The following is a 14,988-nucleotide window of genomic DNA, read 5'->3' as shown; positions in this document are numbered from 1 at the left end:
CATGATCTGAAAAACATACTCGAAGGTGGCTCAATTCTCGGTGAAAAAACCGGCTCAGTTCCGCGTGAAAACCAACAAGCATGTCGTTCAAAGTGGTGGCGGAAGGGGTGGAAACCAAGGAGCAACTTGATTTCCTGGCGGCTCAGGGCTGTGACCTTGTCCAAGGATACTATTTCGCACCCGCTCTGCCGAAAAACGAACTGGAAGCGCTGTTGGAGCGGGCGGAAAAGGGGGCCGGTTAATGTGCTCGACATGACTATCGCCGAACGACCCCAGGCCGAGAAGCCTAGCATATCGGGCAGCTCGGAACGCTCCCATGATTGCCGGTCAAGCGGGCAGTTCGCTTGTGCATGGTGCGGTGCAGGTGGAGAGGGCATATCTCCAGGCCCTGCGAGTGGGTTCAGGGCGGCGCGATAGCCCTCTGATCGGGTTCAGCGCCGATGCGCTGGCGGCATCCAATCGGCGCACGGTTGGTCAGGTGTCCAGAGGGCTGGAACGCCCTTTGCTCGATGGGTGCAGGGAGAGCCGAAGTCTCCCGCGCGTGGTCAACCGGCGCAACGGTTGGATGGCAGAATGAGGCTCGATGCTGAGGTTCCGCCACGGCTCGGGGGATGCAACGGGGGTGGCCTGTTGCCACTCGGCCAAGGTGAAGTTGAGCGGATTCTTCCAGCCATTTTCCTTGTAGCCGTCCGGCAGTTGCCAGCCGTGCTCAAGGAACAGGTCTTTCGATAGGCTATTCAGCCGGTTCTTGAAGTGCGTTTCGACTTTCTCCAACACGTTCGGAAAATATCCCAGTGCCCATTATGCTGGTCGGAAAAAATTCTCGGAGCCGGTTCCAGGAGGAAGGCAACGGGATTGAATCGTGTGCATTTTTGGTTATATTGAGTACACCGACATGAAAGGAGCGTTGCAATGTCTCGAACGACCACGATGACGGTCCGCATCAGTGGCACGCTCAGCGATTTCGTTGCCGCCAATGTCAGCGAGAACGGATCTTATGAAAACATCAGCGAATATATCCGAGATCTGATCCGCCGCGATAAGGAGCGGGTAGAGATGGAAGCATTTGATCGGCTGAAGGGTGAACTGACACTTGCTTTCGCCGCACCCGAGGCGTCCTACAAGCCGCTCACTGCGCGCGAAGTGATCGCGCGGAACCGGGCCTGATGGCTGCTGTCCGTGTTCAGGAGGCAGCCTCTCACCGTCTCGACGAGATCTACCGCTACACGCAGGAAAGATGGGGTACCGATCAAGCAGATCGGTACATTACCGGATTGTTCGATGCTTTCGGCAAGATCGAAACTCACAGTGTCATGTCGAAGCCCGTCCCTGCGGAGTTCGACGTAGAGGGATATTTCTTCCGATACGAACGGCATTTCGTCTATTGGCGCCGTCTCTCGAACGGAGATATCGGCATCGTTACAATCCTCCACCAGCGCATGCACCAGATGGATCGGTTCCGCGAGGATTTTGGCTTGTAACCCCGGCTGCCACCGGTCGGCCGAGAGAGTTCATCAACGGGTTCTCACTCTTTCGCCATCCGAGGCCCGCCACAATTTCTTCAGACTGGAGAAGGTTGGATATCAGGCCCTTCCTCTCCGCCATCATATATCACCTGCCCGACACAGCCTGCTACGAGAGATAAAGTTCGTCTCGATTTCAATTGGTATCGGTTTTTCACCGCAGTCCGGAATGCTCAGTTCAATCTGCGCGGTTCGTCACTGATTGCTTCCTGATTGGATGCAATCATTTTCCATCTGGCCCGATGATTATAGCAATGATCGTCACTATCTTCATGAGACAAAGCGCGATCGCATTTTCATGAGAAAATTGCCGCATAGGCTATGGCACAAATAAGGATGGAGCTTCATGAATATTGACCTGACCGAAAAATCCGCAATCGTGACCGGCTCGACCGGCGGCATAGGGTTAGCCATCGCTGCCGGGCTTGCGCGCGCGGGAGCCAGAGTCGTCATCGTCGGGCGCAACCAGAAAGGCGTGGATGCGGCACTGCACAAGCTCACGGATATGGCTACGAAAGGTACTGTCACGGGCGTGGTCGCCGACCTTGGCACCGCCGAAGGCTGCGCAGCGCTGATTGCCGCCGAAGCTGAAACGGATATTCTGGTCAACAATCTCGGTATTTATGGCAGCAAGGAATTCTTCGACATCAGCGATGACGACTGGGAAGAAATCTTTCAGGTCAATATTCTCAGCGGCGTTCGCCTCGCCCGCCATTATGCGCAGGGCATGCGCGAGCGCAACTGGGGTCGTATTCAGTTTATTTCCAGCGAATCCGCACTCAATATTCCCACCGAGATGGTCCATTACGGGGTGAGCAAGGCAGCGCTGCAAGGTGTTGCACGAGGGCTGGCCAAGGTGCTGGCAGGCAGCGGCGTGACCGTGAACAGCATCCTGCCTGGACCGACACGCACCGACGGCGCAATCGACATGATGCAAAAGCTGGCCGATGAACGCGGCGTTAGCGTCATCGAGATGGAGAAGCTGTTCCTGCAGGAGAACCGACCCACCAATCTGCTCGGCCGTTTTGCAGATGCCGATGAAGTTGCGGCCATGAGCGTCTATATTGCATCCCCTCAGGCCAGCGCTACCACCGGCGCGGCGTTGCGGGTCGATGGCGGCACTGTCGAGAGTATCGCCTGAAGCATCTCAAGCCATTGTGTGAAACGCATCCGTAAGGAAATCAGTTCACCGAACGGATAATGTCATCATCAGGAGTATCGCGCAGGCTATGGATGGCGGTGCGCGATGCAGCTTTAGCATAGATTCGCTCAGGGCTTATCCCCGAGATTCAGCCCGGCCCTGCGATGTTGGGCGAGATAGCGGCGATCATCGATCGATGAGAGAATAACCGACATCACAATGCCGATTCCGGCACCCAGCAGGGTGTCGAAAACGCGCTCGGGAACCATTTCCGGGCCGACTGCCGGGGCGGCTGCGAGATATGTCATCAGCAGCGCCATCGGAGTCACGAAAACCTGCCCCAAGGCATAATTGACCCCGATCACCATCTCTGTCACGAGTTGGAGCACCGCCAGAATGAGTATTATCGTCCAGACCGATGGACTGTAAGTCAGCAGTATCCAGGCCAGAAGAGACCCGACGACGGTTCCGGCCATACGCTGCACTGCCCGGTTCATGGAAACGTGAAGATGCGTCCCCTGCATGACTGCAAGCGCGCCCATGGCCGCCCAGGCGGGATGATTTGCACCGCATGCATAGCTTGCAAAAACGGCGATCGCGGCACCGATAACGCTGCGTGCCGCGACCACCAGCCTGCGGTCCAGCGGTTGATCCGGGGGTGGTGGAAATGGACGTTGCGGAGATGGCACATGCCGGAATGCCTCACTGGCGGCGCAAATGGCCCATGCCAGAACCGAAACGGCTGCGGTGGCCGCGGTTCGCTCGATGAGTTGTTCAAGCGAAAGATCGGTCGACATGGACGCCGCCGCCGCGAAGACAAAGATCAGCGGTCCCGGCGCACCGAACTTTCCGGTCGTGCTGACAAAAAGAAAGACGCCGCAGGACAGTGCGAGAAGCGCAAGCTGGACAACCATCGGTGCGCCCAGCCAGGCCGCGACGGACATGGCAAAAACAGCAAATACCTGCCACGCCCCGCAGTAAAAGAGGATGCGGTGGCGTGCGCGTGACGGCGAAAAACGTCCGAAAAGCGCAACCAGCGCGCCAAGCGAGGCAAAACCGATCAGGTGCGACCAGGGCGAAAGATAAAACAGCGGCAGGGCAATGGCCACGGTGATTGCAGCCTGCAATCCGGCCAGCACTGCATTGCGCATGGATGGTTGTGCAGTCAGCTCCATGCTGCCTTTGAGTTGATAGGGGTGCAGCAGATGACGTAGCGCATCACGGCGACGCAGAGCGTGTTCCTGATGCGGTTGCTGCGGAAGCTTCGGCTCGTTAGCGCTCATTGTCTCTCTCTTTTTCAGCAGCAGCCTCAAGATCAGCCATGCGCTGATTGATTGTTTCAAATTGTGTGAGCATCAAAGCGATCTCATTGTCGGAAAGCCCGTCCAGAATAGCCGCCTCGGCCCGGCCCAGTTCCAACCGGATTTCGCTTACCCGCCTCTCGCCTTTTGCCGTCAGATGGATCAGCCGGGCGCGGCCGTCGGTTTCAATCCTGCGCCGTTCGATCAATCCTTCATGAGCCAGAATATCCAGCACACGGACCAGACTGGACCCGTCCACACCAACAAGCGCCGCTAGTTCCTTTTGCGTGATACCGCCGCCGGTCTCTTTCAAATGCACCAGTGGAACCCAGGTGGCATCGGTAAGCCCGGCGGTTGCCAGACGCGCCTCGATCGACCTGCGCCAACGTCGCGCAAGCAGGGAGAATGTAATTCCAAAACGGAAACGAAGAGGGAGTTGATTATCCATGCCGACTTATACAGCAAATATAGTTTGATTTTCAAATCAAATTATATTGCAGGCCGGCATCCACGAAGATGTGAGCGGGCGAGGGGATCGCTTTCAAGCACTTCCCTTCGGGTGGGAACGGGGCCGATGCCTCCGTTCAAGCAGGCATCACTTCCGCATTACAGTTGGGCAGGATCGGCTCTCAGAGCCTCAAGCTCTGCGATACGCGCGGCGCTGTCTTTTTCTAGCGCGCGGGTCATTTCACGAATTATTGTTTCAGAGAGTACGAAGAGTGCTGCCGAAGAATCCCATGTCGAAGGGACCGCCGTTCGTCCGGCCAGAACGTGATAGGCGACACGGGCGATCGGTGAAAGCCATTGATCGGTGATCAGAATGACCCCGACATTGCGACGCCTCGCCTTTTCGGCGAGCTTTAGGAGACTGTCCTGATAACGGCGAATATCAAAGACGACGAGTACGTCGCGCCTGCCCATATCAAGCAGCCGGTCGCCCCATGCGCTTTCCTGTCCCGCCAGATGAAACACATGCGGACGGATGATCGACATATGCGCCGCCATATATTGCGCGACGGGATCGGTAAAACGCCCGCCGACGAGATAGACATTTCCCCTGGAATTGCACAGTGCGGCCACGACCTGCTGAAGCTGCTTTCTGCCCAGATGCCGGAAGCTTTCGCGAATATTATCCAGTGTATGCTCGACAGCCGGATAGATCATGTCCGAATCCTTGTCGGGCTGCTCGTTGCGATGATGCGGCGACTGAAGCTGTGCCGCCAGTTCATCCTGCAAACAGGCCTGAAAATCAGGATAGCTTTGAAAACCCAGCCGGTTCACGAAACGCAGGATCGTTGGTGAACTCACGCCCGCCTGCGCGGAAAATTCGGCGACGGTTTTCAACCCGAGCATCGGATAATTGGCGATCAGCATCTGGGCGGCGCTGCGCTCACCGGGCGGCATGGTGTCTATGCGTTCATTGATCAGTTCCGCAACGCTGGCGCGCACTAATGCAGCATTTTCCATTCAACTCGGTCTTTCAGAGTGCAGGCTAAATTATGTTTGACAAATCATCATAGTGCGTATCAAATAATCCACAATAGCGCATAAATTGAAAAAACGTAACATAAGTTACAGCGCGGGGAACGAGCGAATGGTGGACGAGCGAGTTGATCGCGCGGATATTGAGGATTCGCCTTTAGAGGGAGCTTCGCAGCCGGTCATTGTCATCAATGAAGCGGGGAAAAGCGCCTATCTCTTCATTTGCGAACATGCCTCTAATTTCATTCCGGAGAGCTTTGATCGTCTCGGCCTGGACGCGGATGCGCTGATGGCCCACGTCGCCTGGGACCCCGGTGCGGTCGAAGTCGCCCGGCTTTTAAGCGCGGCACTGGATGCAACGCTGATTGAAGCCGGTTTTTCCCGCCTGCTGATCGACTGCAATCGTCGGCTGAGCGCTCCCGATCTTATCCCCGAAATTAGCGAAACGACCATCATTCCCGGAAACCAGAACCTCGATCCGGATGCGCGCATGGCGCGTATTGATTTATCGCATGGGCCGTTTCACGCTCGTATCGAGAGCGCGATCGATGCCCGCACGAGCCGCAATCAGCCATCGTGGATCGCCACCATACATTCTTTCACGCCTGTTTATCACGGCGTGCCGCGCCCCTGGCAGATCGGCATCATTCATGATGAGGATGATCGTATTGCCAGACCGCTGATTGCAGCCCTCAAACGCGACGGCGCACTTAATGTCGGGATCAACCAGCCTTATTCACCCGACGACCGGGTCTATTACACACTGGAGCGCCATGCGCGGGCGCGCCATGCGCCTTGCGTGATGATCGAAATCCGCAATGACCAGATTGGGGATGCGCACATGCAGAAAAGCTGGGCAACCCGTCTTGCCGCCATCTTCACGGATATTGCCGACACGCTGGTATCGCAAGATCACTTCACGGATGAGAAAAGCTGAAGGAGCGCAACCGTGCCGAAGCCGATCAGATTGTTCGTCAAATATGTCGATGCCCTGAACTATTATGTCGGGCGTTTTGCGATGTATCTGTTTTTCGCGCTTGCCGCCTGCCTGCTTTACTCGACATTCTCGCGCGTGGTCTTTGGCGTCCCCATAAACTGGACGCTGGAAATGTCGCAGTTCATTCTTTCCGCCTATTATCTTCTGGGCGGCGCTTATGCCATGCAGCAGGGCGCTCATGTGCGCATGGATCTGTTTTTTGATCGTCTTACGCCGCGCAGCAAGGCATTCACCGATATGATCACGATTTTATTCATCATCTTCTATCTGGGGGTGATGGTCGCGGGCGGCATTTCCTCCACCAATTACGCCATTGTCTATAATCAGAAGAATTACACCGCCTGGGCGCCGGTTCTCTGGCCGATCAAGCTCATCATGACGACCGGCATTCTCCTGCTGCTGCTTCAGTCGATCTCCAACTTCTTCAAGGATTGGGCGAGCTGGCGCGGCAAGCCGATTCATACGATTGCGGGTCCCGCCATTGAGGAAGGCCATCACGTATGAGCTCCGAATTCATCACGCTTTTCATGTTCGCCACCATGATGGTGCTGCTGATGACCGGGCAGCGCGTATTCGGTGTCATTGGCTTCGTAGGGACATTGGCTGCCCTTTTGCTGTGGGGCAAAGGCTCATTTGAGATGCCCTATAACGCCACGTTTGCGGTGCTCAACTGGTATCCGCTCATTACCGTGCCGTTTTTCGTTTTCATGGGCTATATGCTGTCGGAATCGGGCATTGCGAGCAATCTCTATCGCATGTTTCACGTCTGGTTCGGCGGCATTCGTGGCGGGCTGGCGCTCGGTACGATCGGGCTGATGGTGCTTATTTCCTGCATGAACGGTTTGAGTGTCGCGGGCATGGCGATCGGCGCAACCGTTGCGCTGCCCGAACTGCTCAAGCGCGGCTACAACAAGGTGATGGTCACAGGTGTCATTCAGGCAGGCAGTTCGCTTGGCATTCTCATTCCGCCCAGCGTCGTGCTGGTGCTTTATGCGATGATCGCCCGACAGCCGGTCCTGCAGCTTTGGCTTGCAGGCATCGGACCCGGCATTCTGATGGCGGCGCTATTTGCGATCTACATCTATATCCGCTGCCGCATCCAGCCGGAGCTCGGTCCGACCCTGCCAAGGGAGGAGCTGGAGAAGATCACCTGGGGAGAGCGTTTCTCCCTGCTGCGTGCCGGACTGCTGCCCTTGCTGATCTTCGGCATCATGATGGGCCTGTTTCTTACCGGTGTCACCAGCCTTGTGGAGAGTTCTGCGGTGGGCGCGCTGCTGGCGACCTTCGCGGCACTTTTTACAAGACGATTGACGAAGGACGTATGGGAAACAACGACGCGCAATACGCTGACCGTCAGTTGCATGTTCCTCTGGATCATTCTGGCGGCACTGTGTTTCTCGTCGGTTTATGATGGGCTGGGGGCGGTCAAGGCTATCGAAAAAGTGCTGCTTGGCACGTTCGATCTTTCACCATGGACGATTCTGGTCCTGATGCTGCTGTCCTTCATCGTGCTGGGCATGTTCCTCGACGACACGGCCATGCTGGTGATCGTCGCGCCGCTTTATATCCCGCTCGTCAAAAGCCTCGGCTTCAACGCGATCTGGTTCGGCATTCTCTACACGATCACCTGCCAGATTGCGTATATAACACCGCCTTTTGGCTATAATCTTTTCATGATGCGGGCATTGGCGCCAAAAGACGTCACGCTGATCGATATTTATCGATCCATCGTGCCGTTCTTCTTCCTCATGGTGCTGACCATTATCATCCTGATGATCTTTCCGCAGATCGCTATGTGGCTGCCCAATTGGTATAGTGCAAGATGATGGAGGGTAAATCTAAAGCATGTCGCCCGAAAGTGGGAACCGGTTTCGGGATAACGACACGCCTTAAAGACTGGTCAAAAGAGCCATGAAAGGCCGGGCCATTTCACCGCAAGGGTGCAGATAAAGGGAACTTCAAACAAACGGGAGAATGAGCATGAGCGAGAACACGAAGCTTAACAAACGCGAATTTCTCAGAAAAGCCGGGCTGACCGGCGTCGGCGCGCTTGGCGCGACCACGCTCGCAGCGCCCTATGTGCGGGCGCAAAGCCAGATCAAATGGCGGCTCCAGACCTATGCCGGTCCGGCGCTGGCCGAGCATGTCATCAAGCCGTCCATTGATGCCTTCAACAAGGCTGCCAATGGCGAAATGGTCATAGAACTCTATACCGCCGACCAGCTTGTCCCGCAGGGCGAACTGTTTCGCGCGGTTCAGGCGGGCACAATCGATGCCGCGCAAAGCGATGACGACTCCATGGCCTCGCCCGTTGATGTCGCGGTCTTCGGCGCCTATTTCCCCTTTGCATCGCGTTACAGCCTCGATGTGCCGGCGCTGTTCAACTGGTATGGTCTCAACGAAATCTGGGAAGAGGCTTATAGCGAAATCCCCGGCGTTACCTGGCTGAGTGCGGGCGCGTGGGATCCGTGCAATTTCGTCACCACCAAACCGATCCGCAGCGTCGCGGATCTGCAAGGTCTGCGCGTCTTCACCTTCCCGACGGGCGGTCGTTTCCTGACCCGGTTTGGCGTGGTTCCAGTGACCTTGCCGTGGGAAGACATCGAAGTCGCCATTCAGACCGGCGAAATCGATGGCGTCTCCTGGTGCGGTGCGACCGAGGTTTATACGGTCGGCTGGGCCGACATCAACAAATACTATCTCACCAATAATATTAACGGTGCATGGGCCGGTTCCTATTTTGCCAATACCGAAAAATGGGAGGCCGTTCCGGACCATCTCAAGCAGCTTTTCAAGCTTGCGATGGATTCCTCGCATTATTATCGCCAGCACTGGTACTGGTGGGGTGAAGCGCATTACCGCACCACAGGCGGCAAGCTGGAACTGACGACGATCCCGGAATCGGAATGGAAGCAGGTTGAAGACGCTGCTCAGGAGTTCTGGGACGAGATCGCCCAGCAAAGTGAACGCAATGCCAAAGTGGTGGCAATCCTGAAAAAATATCAGGAAACCATGCGGAATGCCGGTGCGCCTTACCGCTATGCCTGACGAAACAGAACGTGTTCGTGGCGTTGGCACGAAGCGTTCGAAGGCGCCGCACACAAGTGCGGCGCCCCTCATTTCATCCCGTGAGGAGCGAGGCATTAAATGGCCGGGCAATTGACTTTCGATGAACTGAAACAGGCAGCGGCAAATGATGAGATCGATACGGTGCTTGCATGTTTCGTGGATATGCAGGGGCGTCTGATCGGCAAACGTTTCTATGCAGGGTTCTTCGTGGAATCGGGCTACGAGGAAACACATGGTTGCAGCTATCTGCTGACCGACGATATTGATATGGAACCGGTGGTCGGCTACGAGGCGGCAAGCTGGGACAAGGGATATGGCGATTTTGTCATCAAGCCCGACCTCACGACACTGCGTCGCGCGCCATGGCTGGAAAAGACCGCCATCGTGCTATGCGATGTGCTCGATCACCATGATCATGGAGACCTCGCGCATTCACCGCGCGCAATTCTCAAGAAGCAGCTTGCCCGCCTGACCGAGCGGGGCTATCGCGCCTATTTCGCCTCGGAACTGGAATTCTACCTTTTCGACGAGACGTATAAAAGCGCCCGCGCCAAGCATTGGCACGACATGGAAACGTCCTCGCCCTACATTCAGGATTATGTGATCCACCTCACCACTAAAGAAGAACAGGTCTTGCGCGCCATGCGCAATCATCTGGCCGCAGCAGGTATTCCGGTGGAAAATTCCAAGGGTGAGTGGGGCCCCGGCCAGCAGGAACTCAATGTTCGCTATGCCGAAGCGCTGGAAATGGCCGACCGCCATGTCATCATGAAAAACGCCATGAAGGAAATTGCTGACGCGCAGGGTAAATGCATCACCTTCATGGCCAAGTATGATTACCATAAAGCCGGAAGCTCCAGCCATGTGCATAATTCGCTCTGGAGCGCTGACGGCAAGGAATCGCTCTTCTTCGATCCCGATGCGCCCTATACCATGACGCCGCTGATGCGCTCATGGGTGGCGGGGCAGCTCAAATATGCAGCCGATTATACCTATTTCCTCGCGCCTTATATCAATTCTTACAAGCGCTTTCAGGCTGGAACTTTCGCTCCCACCAAAATCATGTGGAGCCAGGACAATCGCACCGCGGGCTTTCGGCTTTGCGGCGAAGGCAGTAAGGCGATCCGTATTGAATGCCGTATCGGCGGCGCGGACCTCAATCCCTATCTGGCTTTTGCTGTTCTCATTGCAGCGGGCCTTCAGGGAATTGATGAGAAGCTTGAGCTGGAAGAGCCCTTCGTGGGGGATGCTTACAGCGCGGTTCAACTCAAGGAAATCCCCTATACGCTGCGCGAAGCAGCACTTGCGCTCAAAAGCTCGGCCTTTCTCAAGGAGGCGCTGGGCGAAAATGTGGTCAATCATTACGTCCATACCGCTCATTGGGAGCAGATCGAATATGACCGCCGCGTCACCGATTGGGAGTTGCATCGCGGTTTTGAGCGCTATTGAGGCAAGCTGATTTCATGCAAAGGAACTATCGATGAGCGCAACGGCAAGGATCATCTCTCCCATTGATGGCTCGATCTATGCGGAGCGTCCATTCTTGAGTGAAGCTGGGATCGACGCTGCGGTTTCGGCTGGACGCAGGGCGCAGGCCGACTGGGCCGGACTGTCGGTTGCAGAGCGTGGCCGCTATTGCCGGGCCGCGCTCGAAGCGCTGGCTGCGATGCAGGATGAAATAATTCCTGAAATCGCATGGCAAATGGGTCGGCCCACCCGCTATGGCGGCGAAAATGGCGGCATGCAGGAACGCGGCCAATATATGATCGACATCGCGCAAGAGGCCTTGAAACCCTATATTCCACAGGAGAAAGAAGGTTTCCGGCGCTACGTCAGGCATGTGCCCCTTGGGGTCGTCATGGTGATCGCACCGTGGAATTATCCCTATCTAACGGCGGTCAACACCATTATTCCGGCGTTGATGGCCGGTAACAGCGTGATCCTCAAACACGCGACACAGACGCTTCTGACCGGTGAGCGATTTGCGCAGGCCTTTGAAAAGGCGGGACTGCCCAAAGGCGTGTTCCAGAATATCGTGCTCGACCACGCTTCGACCGAGAAACTGCTTGCTTCAGGGCAGATTGATCATGTGAACTTCACCGGTTCGGTGAATGGCGGACGCGCCATCGAGAAAGCGGCAGCCGGAACCTTCATGACGCTGGGGCTGGAACTGGGCGGCAAGGATCCCGCCTATGTGCTGCCCGACGCCAATCTCGACAATACGATCGCCAATCTTGTGGATGGGGCATTTTTCAATTCCGGCCAATGCTGTTGCGGCATCGAACGCATTTATGTGCATGAAGCTGTCTTCGACAGGTTTGTCGATGGCTTTGTCGAACTGACAAAACAATATGTCGTGGGCAATCCGCTGGATCAGGCCACGACCCTCGGCCCGATGGCGCAGGCGCGTTTTGCCGATCTCATTCGCGAACAGAAAGCGGAAGCACTGCGCAAGGGTGCAAAAGCCCATCTGAATATGCGTGTGGATGCAGATCGGGAAGGATCACCCTATATCGCGCCGGAGGTGTTGAGCGATGTCGATCACCAGATGAGCGTAATGCGCGAGGAAAGCTTCGGTCCCATCGTGGGCATTATGAAAGTGCGCAGCGATGAAGATGCTCTGGCGCTTATGAATGACAGCATTTACGGCCTTACCGCCTCGCTCTGGAGCGTAGATATTGACCGCGTCGCAGCGCTTGGCGATCGCATCGAAACGGGCACCGTCTTCATGAATCGATGCGATTATCTCGACCCCGCATTGGTATGGACCGGGGTTAAGGATACGGGCAAGGGCGGAGCCCTTTCAGCGCTTGGCTATGCCAATCTCACGCGCCCGAAATCCTTCCATCTGCGTGAACAAATCTGATTCCCTTTTCCAGAAAGCTGATGAAATGACCTCATTGACCGCAAAATGGAACTTCCCGACCACCGTGCTGTTCGGGCCGGGCCGTATCCGGGAATTGCCGGATGTGCTGAAAGCTGCGGCTATCAAGCGCCCGCTTTTTGTAACCGATCCCGGACTGGCAAGGCTCCCGGTCGTTGCTTCGACATTGGCAATCCTCGATCAGGCGGACATCGATTATGCGGTTTTTTCCGATGTGAAGCCCAATCCGGTCGAAAGCAATCTTTATGCGGGCGTCAAGGTCTTCAATGAAGGCAGGCATGACGGGGTGATTGCGTTTGGCGGCGGTTCGGCACTCGATCTGGGCAAGCTGATCGCATTTCAATCCGGCCAGACCCGCCCTGTTTGGGATTTTGAAGATATTGGCGACTGGTGGACCCGGGCGGACAGCAGCAAAATTGCGCCCATCATCGCTGTGCCGACAACGGCAGGCACCGGCTCGGAAGTGGGGCGCGCAGGCGTATTGACCAATGAGGCGACCCATACGAAAAAAGTGATCTTCCACCCAAAGATGCTTCCCGTGACGGTCATTGCCGATCCGGAACTTTCAACCGGCATGCCGCCATTCATAACTGCTGGAACGGGCATGGATGCGCTGGCTCATTGTCTTGAAGCCTATTGCGCGCCCGGCTTTCACCCGATGGCGGACGGCATAGCACTTGAGGGCATTCGCCTCGTTTTCGAAAACCTGCCCAAAGCCTATGCCGACGGATCCGATATTCAGGCGCGTGCCAATATGATGGCCGCAGCGGCAATGGGAGCAACCGCCTTTCAGAAAGGGCTTGGGGCAATCCATTCGCTCTCTCATCCCATCGGCGCTCTTTATGACACGCATCATGGCATGACCAATGCCGTTTTCATGCCCTATGTGCTCCATCACAATCGGGCGGCCATTGAAAAGCGCATCGAACGGCTTGCCGGTTACATTGGCATAGAGGGTGGGTTCGACGGTTTCATGGATGCGGTCATGAAGCTACGCCGGGATCTGGGTGTGCCCAATGATTTGCCAGCGTTCGTCAAGGGGCTCGCAATGGACGACGAGCGCAAGAACCTTATCGCAGAAATGGCGATCGTGGATCCGACCGCTGGAGGCAACCCGGTCCGGCTCACCAAACAGGACGCGCTGGATTTGCTTGATGCGGCGCTGGGCAAGTCCGCATAGTTTGAGCCTGGATATTATTTTGGGGCGATCGAGCAGCACCCGCTGAGCAGGCGCGGTGCCTTCTCGTCGTCATCAAGGATGAGCGTGGCATTTAATCCCAATTGACGATCAGACATGCCGTCTGAGCAAAGGGCTGGCTGGATGATGGCGGTAAGCCGTTCCGAATCATCCGCAGCCACCACACCGCGCAGGCGGTCTTTTTCAAAACCGCGCCCCATAATGCTGCGTAATTCCAGCACCCGATCATTTTTGCCGGGTTCGGCCAGAACGATTTTTCCCGGCTGGTAACGCATGGACCAGAATGGCTCGGTGCCATAACAGGAAAGGTGCGCAGGCAACTGATTTTCCTTCCAGCTTTCTGCGCTGCGCTGCATAAATCTCCTTGCAACCCAACCCGAAATCTCGCCCTGGTTGATTTGCGCCCATTCGCCGTCGGCGCTTGACGCGACGACTTCGATGTCTTTTGCATCGGGGTCAAGACGGCCTGCAAGTTCCGCCGTACTGCTGGGCTGCGTGCGGATATTCAACTTGTCATTGGCCGCAACGCCAACCACCGAAAACAATTCGGGCAGTGGCGTATCATCTGCTAGCGCAGGCATCGGCAAAAGTGCAAGCAATGCAATCAGCCAGACGGGACGGGGCATGACTGTATCTCCGATAGGGGACCGCTCCAGATTTGTTTTGCCGCATTCTCCTGCGCAGGCCTATCACATTTTTGCTGGAAAGGCTTTATTTCGTACCGTACATGCGATCACCCGCATCACCCAGCCCCGGCAGAATATAGCCCTGTTCATTGAGGCCGTCATCAATGGATGCGGTAAAGATTTCGACGTCGGGATGCGCCTTGGTGAAGCGTTCAATACCTTCCGGCGTGGCGAGCAGGCACAGGAAGCGGATATTGGTTCCGCCGCGTTCCTTGAGCTTGTCAATCGCCGCAATCGCGGAATTGGCGGTGGCAAGCATCGGGTCGACCACGATGATGAGGCGATTGACGATGTCTTCGGGCGCCTTGAAATAATATTCGATGGGCTGCAACGTGTCGTGATCGCGGTAAAGCCCGATATGGGCGACACGGGCGGCCGGCACCAGATCGAGCATGCCTTCCAGAAGGCCGTTGCCCGCACGCAGGATCGAGGCGAAAACCAGCTTCTTGCCTTCCAGAATGGGCGCTTCCATCGGCATCATGGGCGTTTCGATCTGCATGGTCGTGAGTTCGAGGTCGCGGGTCACTTCATAGCAGAGCAGCAGCGATATTTCCTTCAGCAGCCGCCGGAAGCTTGCGGTGGAAGTCTCGCGCTTGCGCATGATGGTGAGCTTGTGCTGGACAAGCGGATGGCTGACGACTGTAACGCCCATATTGTTTCCACTTCTGTTATCTCTTTAACCTTAGCGATCAATTGCGCCGGAGAAA

17 protein-coding genes are annotated in these 14,988 nt (G+C 56.2%); 11 read left to right on the top strand and 6 right to left on the bottom strand.

Annotated elements, in window-relative coordinates:
* Positions 1-80 precede the first annotated feature (80 nt).
* The gene (locus DKP76_RS14710; protein ID WP_109707536.1) at positions 81-242 is read left to right on the top strand and encodes an EAL domain-containing protein; all 162 of its coding nucleotides are present in this window, start codon (positions 81-83) and stop codon (positions 240-242) included.
* Positions 243-474: 232 nt separating this feature from the next.
* On the opposite strand, the gene DKP76_RS19415 is transcribed toward DKP76_RS14710, so the two are convergent.
* Positions 475-777, bottom strand: a complete 303-nt coding sequence (locus DKP76_RS19415) for a hypothetical protein (RefSeq protein ID WP_199224817.1) — start codon at positions 775-777, stop codon at positions 475-477.
* Positions 778-912: 135 nt separating this feature from the next.
* Here DKP76_RS19415 and DKP76_RS14700 point away from each other — a divergent pair, with 135 nt between their 5' ends.
* The 3 genes from DKP76_RS14700 to DKP76_RS14690 all read left to right on the top strand — a co-directional run bounded on the left by DKP76_RS14700 (position 913) and on the right by DKP76_RS14690 (position 2,664).
* Positions 913-1,167: a ribbon-helix-helix domain-containing protein gene (locus DKP76_RS14700; protein ID WP_109707535.1), complete on the top strand. Its 255-nt coding sequence runs from the start codon at positions 913-915 to the stop codon at positions 1,165-1,167.
* Positions 1,167-1,481, top strand: a complete 315-nt coding sequence (locus tag DKP76_RS14695; protein WP_091519401.1) for a type II toxin-antitoxin system RelE/ParE family toxin — start codon at positions 1,167-1,169, stop codon at positions 1,479-1,481. Before DKP76_RS14700 ends, DKP76_RS14695 begins: the two co-directional genes overlap by 1 nt.
* Before the next feature lie 388 nt (positions 1,482-1,869).
* Positions 1,870-2,664: an SDR family NAD(P)-dependent oxidoreductase gene (locus DKP76_RS14690; RefSeq protein ID WP_109707534.1), complete on the top strand. Its 795-nt coding sequence runs from the start codon at positions 1,870-1,872 to the stop codon at positions 2,662-2,664.
* 128 nt (positions 2,665-2,792) lie between these two features.
* Here DKP76_RS14690 and DKP76_RS14685 read toward each other — a convergent pair whose 3' ends face one another.
* The 3 genes from DKP76_RS14685 to DKP76_RS14675 all read right to left on the bottom strand — a co-directional run bounded on the left by DKP76_RS14685 (position 2,793) and on the right by DKP76_RS14675 (position 5,432).
* Entirely contained in the window at positions 2,793-3,947 is a 1,155-nt protein-coding gene (locus DKP76_RS14685) for an FUSC family protein (RefSeq protein ID WP_109707533.1), read from the bottom strand.
* Entirely contained in the window at positions 3,937-4,413 is a 477-nt protein-coding gene (locus DKP76_RS14680) for a MarR family winged helix-turn-helix transcriptional regulator (RefSeq protein WP_109707532.1), read from the bottom strand. The genes DKP76_RS14685 and DKP76_RS14680 overlap by 11 nt, the downstream gene beginning before the upstream one ends.
* Positions 4,414-4,571: 158 nt before the next feature.
* The gene (locus DKP76_RS14675) at positions 4,572-5,432 is read right to left on the bottom strand and encodes a MurR/RpiR family transcriptional regulator (RefSeq protein WP_109707531.1); all 861 of its coding nucleotides are present in this window, start codon (positions 5,430-5,432) and stop codon (positions 4,572-4,574) included.
* 127 nt (positions 5,433-5,559) lie between these two features.
* On the opposite strand from DKP76_RS14675, the gene DKP76_RS14670 reads away from it, so the two are divergent.
* The 7 genes from DKP76_RS14670 to DKP76_RS14640 all read left to right on the top strand — a co-directional run bounded on the left by DKP76_RS14670 (position 5,560) and on the right by DKP76_RS14640 (position 13,577).
* Positions 5,560-6,384, top strand: a complete 825-nt coding sequence (locus DKP76_RS14670; protein ID WP_109707530.1) for an N-formylglutamate amidohydrolase — start codon at positions 5,560-5,562, stop codon at positions 6,382-6,384.
* Between the two features lie 12 nt (positions 6,385-6,396).
* Positions 6,397-6,948: a TRAP transporter small permease subunit gene (locus DKP76_RS14665; RefSeq protein WP_109707529.1), complete on the top strand. Its 552-nt coding sequence runs from the start codon at positions 6,397-6,399 to the stop codon at positions 6,946-6,948.
* Positions 6,945-8,270, top strand: a complete 1,326-nt coding sequence (locus DKP76_RS14660; RefSeq protein WP_109707528.1) for a TRAP transporter large permease — start codon at positions 6,945-6,947, stop codon at positions 8,268-8,270. Before DKP76_RS14665 ends, DKP76_RS14660 begins: the two co-directional genes overlap by 4 nt.
* Before the next feature lie 154 nt (positions 8,271-8,424).
* Positions 8,425-9,492: a TRAP transporter substrate-binding protein gene (locus DKP76_RS14655; protein WP_109707527.1), complete on the top strand. Its 1,068-nt coding sequence runs from the start codon at positions 8,425-8,427 to the stop codon at positions 9,490-9,492.
* Positions 9,493-9,591: 99 nt separating this feature from the next.
* Positions 9,592-10,962, top strand: a complete 1,371-nt coding sequence (locus DKP76_RS14650; RefSeq protein WP_109707526.1) for a glutamine synthetase family protein — start codon at positions 9,592-9,594, stop codon at positions 10,960-10,962.
* A gap of 31 nt (positions 10,963-10,993) precedes the next feature.
* Positions 10,994-12,379 carry an aldehyde dehydrogenase family protein gene (locus DKP76_RS14645; RefSeq protein ID WP_109707525.1) on the top strand — a complete coding sequence of 462 codons (1,386 nt, stop codon included), beginning with the start codon at positions 10,994-10,996 and terminating at the stop codon, positions 12,377-12,379.
* A gap of 25 nt (positions 12,380-12,404) precedes the next feature.
* Positions 12,405-13,577: an iron-containing alcohol dehydrogenase gene (locus tag DKP76_RS14640; protein WP_109707524.1), complete on the top strand. Its 1,173-nt coding sequence runs from the start codon at positions 12,405-12,407 to the stop codon at positions 13,575-13,577.
* A gap of 14 nt (positions 13,578-13,591) precedes the next feature.
* On the opposite strand, the gene DKP76_RS14635 is transcribed toward DKP76_RS14640, so the two are convergent.
* Together DKP76_RS14635 and upp are read right to left on the bottom strand one after the other, a co-directional pair.
* A complete protein-coding gene (locus DKP76_RS14635; protein WP_109707523.1) occupies positions 13,592-14,221 on the bottom strand; it encodes an SH3 domain-containing protein in 630 nt (209 codons plus the stop codon).
* An 85-nt stretch (positions 14,222-14,306) separates the two neighbouring features.
* On the bottom strand, positions 14,307-14,933 hold the full coding sequence (gene upp, locus DKP76_RS14630) for a uracil phosphoribosyltransferase (protein WP_109707522.1): 627 nt from the start codon (positions 14,931-14,933) through the stop codon (positions 14,307-14,309).
* Positions 14,934-14,988 lie beyond the last annotated feature (55 nt).

Origin of the sequence: Falsochrobactrum shanghaiense (genome assembly GCF_003149535.1) — a bacterium.
GTDB classification, from domain to species: Bacteria; Pseudomonadota; Alphaproteobacteria; order Rhizobiales; family Rhizobiaceae; genus Brucella; species Brucella shanghaiense.
This window is presented reverse-complemented; position numbering and strand designations above follow the sequence as displayed.

Bases quoted from the DNA above. Each gene is read 5' to 3' on its own strand.
- DKP76_RS14645 (WP_109707525.1), top strand. From the start codon at position 10,994: ATGAGCGCAACGGCAAGGATCATCTCTCCCATTGATGGCTCGATCTAT.
- DKP76_RS14695 (WP_091519401.1), top strand. From the start codon at position 1,167: ATGGCTGCTGTCCGTGTTCAGGAGGCAGCCTCTCACCGTCTCGACGAG.
- DKP76_RS14660 (WP_109707528.1), top strand. From the start codon at position 6,945: ATGAGCTCCGAATTCATCACGCTTTTCATGTTCGCCACCATGATGGTG.
- DKP76_RS14650 (WP_109707526.1), top strand. From the start codon at position 9,592: ATGGCCGGGCAATTGACTTTCGATGAACTGAAACAGGCAGCGGCAAAT.
- DKP76_RS14700 (WP_109707535.1), top strand. From the start codon at position 913: ATGTCTCGAACGACCACGATGACGGTCCGCATCAGTGGCACGCTCAGC.
- DKP76_RS14675 (WP_109707531.1), bottom strand. From the start codon at position 5,432: ATGGAAAATGCTGCATTAGTGCGCGCCAGCGTTGCGGAACTGATCAAT.
- DKP76_RS14655 (WP_109707527.1), top strand. From the start codon at position 8,425: ATGAGCGAGAACACGAAGCTTAACAAACGCGAATTTCTCAGAAAAGCC.
- DKP76_RS14685 (WP_109707533.1), bottom strand. From the start codon at position 3,947: ATGAGCGCTAACGAGCCGAAGCTTCCGCAGCAACCGCATCAGGAACAC.
- DKP76_RS14670 (WP_109707530.1), top strand. From the start codon at position 5,560: ATGGTGGACGAGCGAGTTGATCGCGCGGATATTGAGGATTCGCCTTTA.
- upp (WP_109707522.1), bottom strand. From the start codon at position 14,933: ATGGGCGTTACAGTCGTCAGCCATCCGCTTGTCCAGCACAAGCTCACC.
- DKP76_RS14710 (WP_109707536.1), top strand. From the start codon at position 81: ATGTCGTTCAAAGTGGTGGCGGAAGGGGTGGAAACCAAGGAGCAACTT.
- DKP76_RS14640 (WP_109707524.1), top strand. From the start codon at position 12,405: ATGACCTCATTGACCGCAAAATGGAACTTCCCGACCACCGTGCTGTTC.
- DKP76_RS14635 (WP_109707523.1), bottom strand. From the start codon at position 14,221: ATGCCCCGTCCCGTCTGGCTGATTGCATTGCTTGCACTTTTGCCGATG.
- DKP76_RS14690 (WP_109707534.1), top strand. From the start codon at position 1,870: ATGAATATTGACCTGACCGAAAAATCCGCAATCGTGACCGGCTCGACC.
- DKP76_RS14680 (WP_109707532.1), bottom strand. From the start codon at position 4,413: ATGGATAATCAACTCCCTCTTCGTTTCCGTTTTGGAATTACATTCTCC.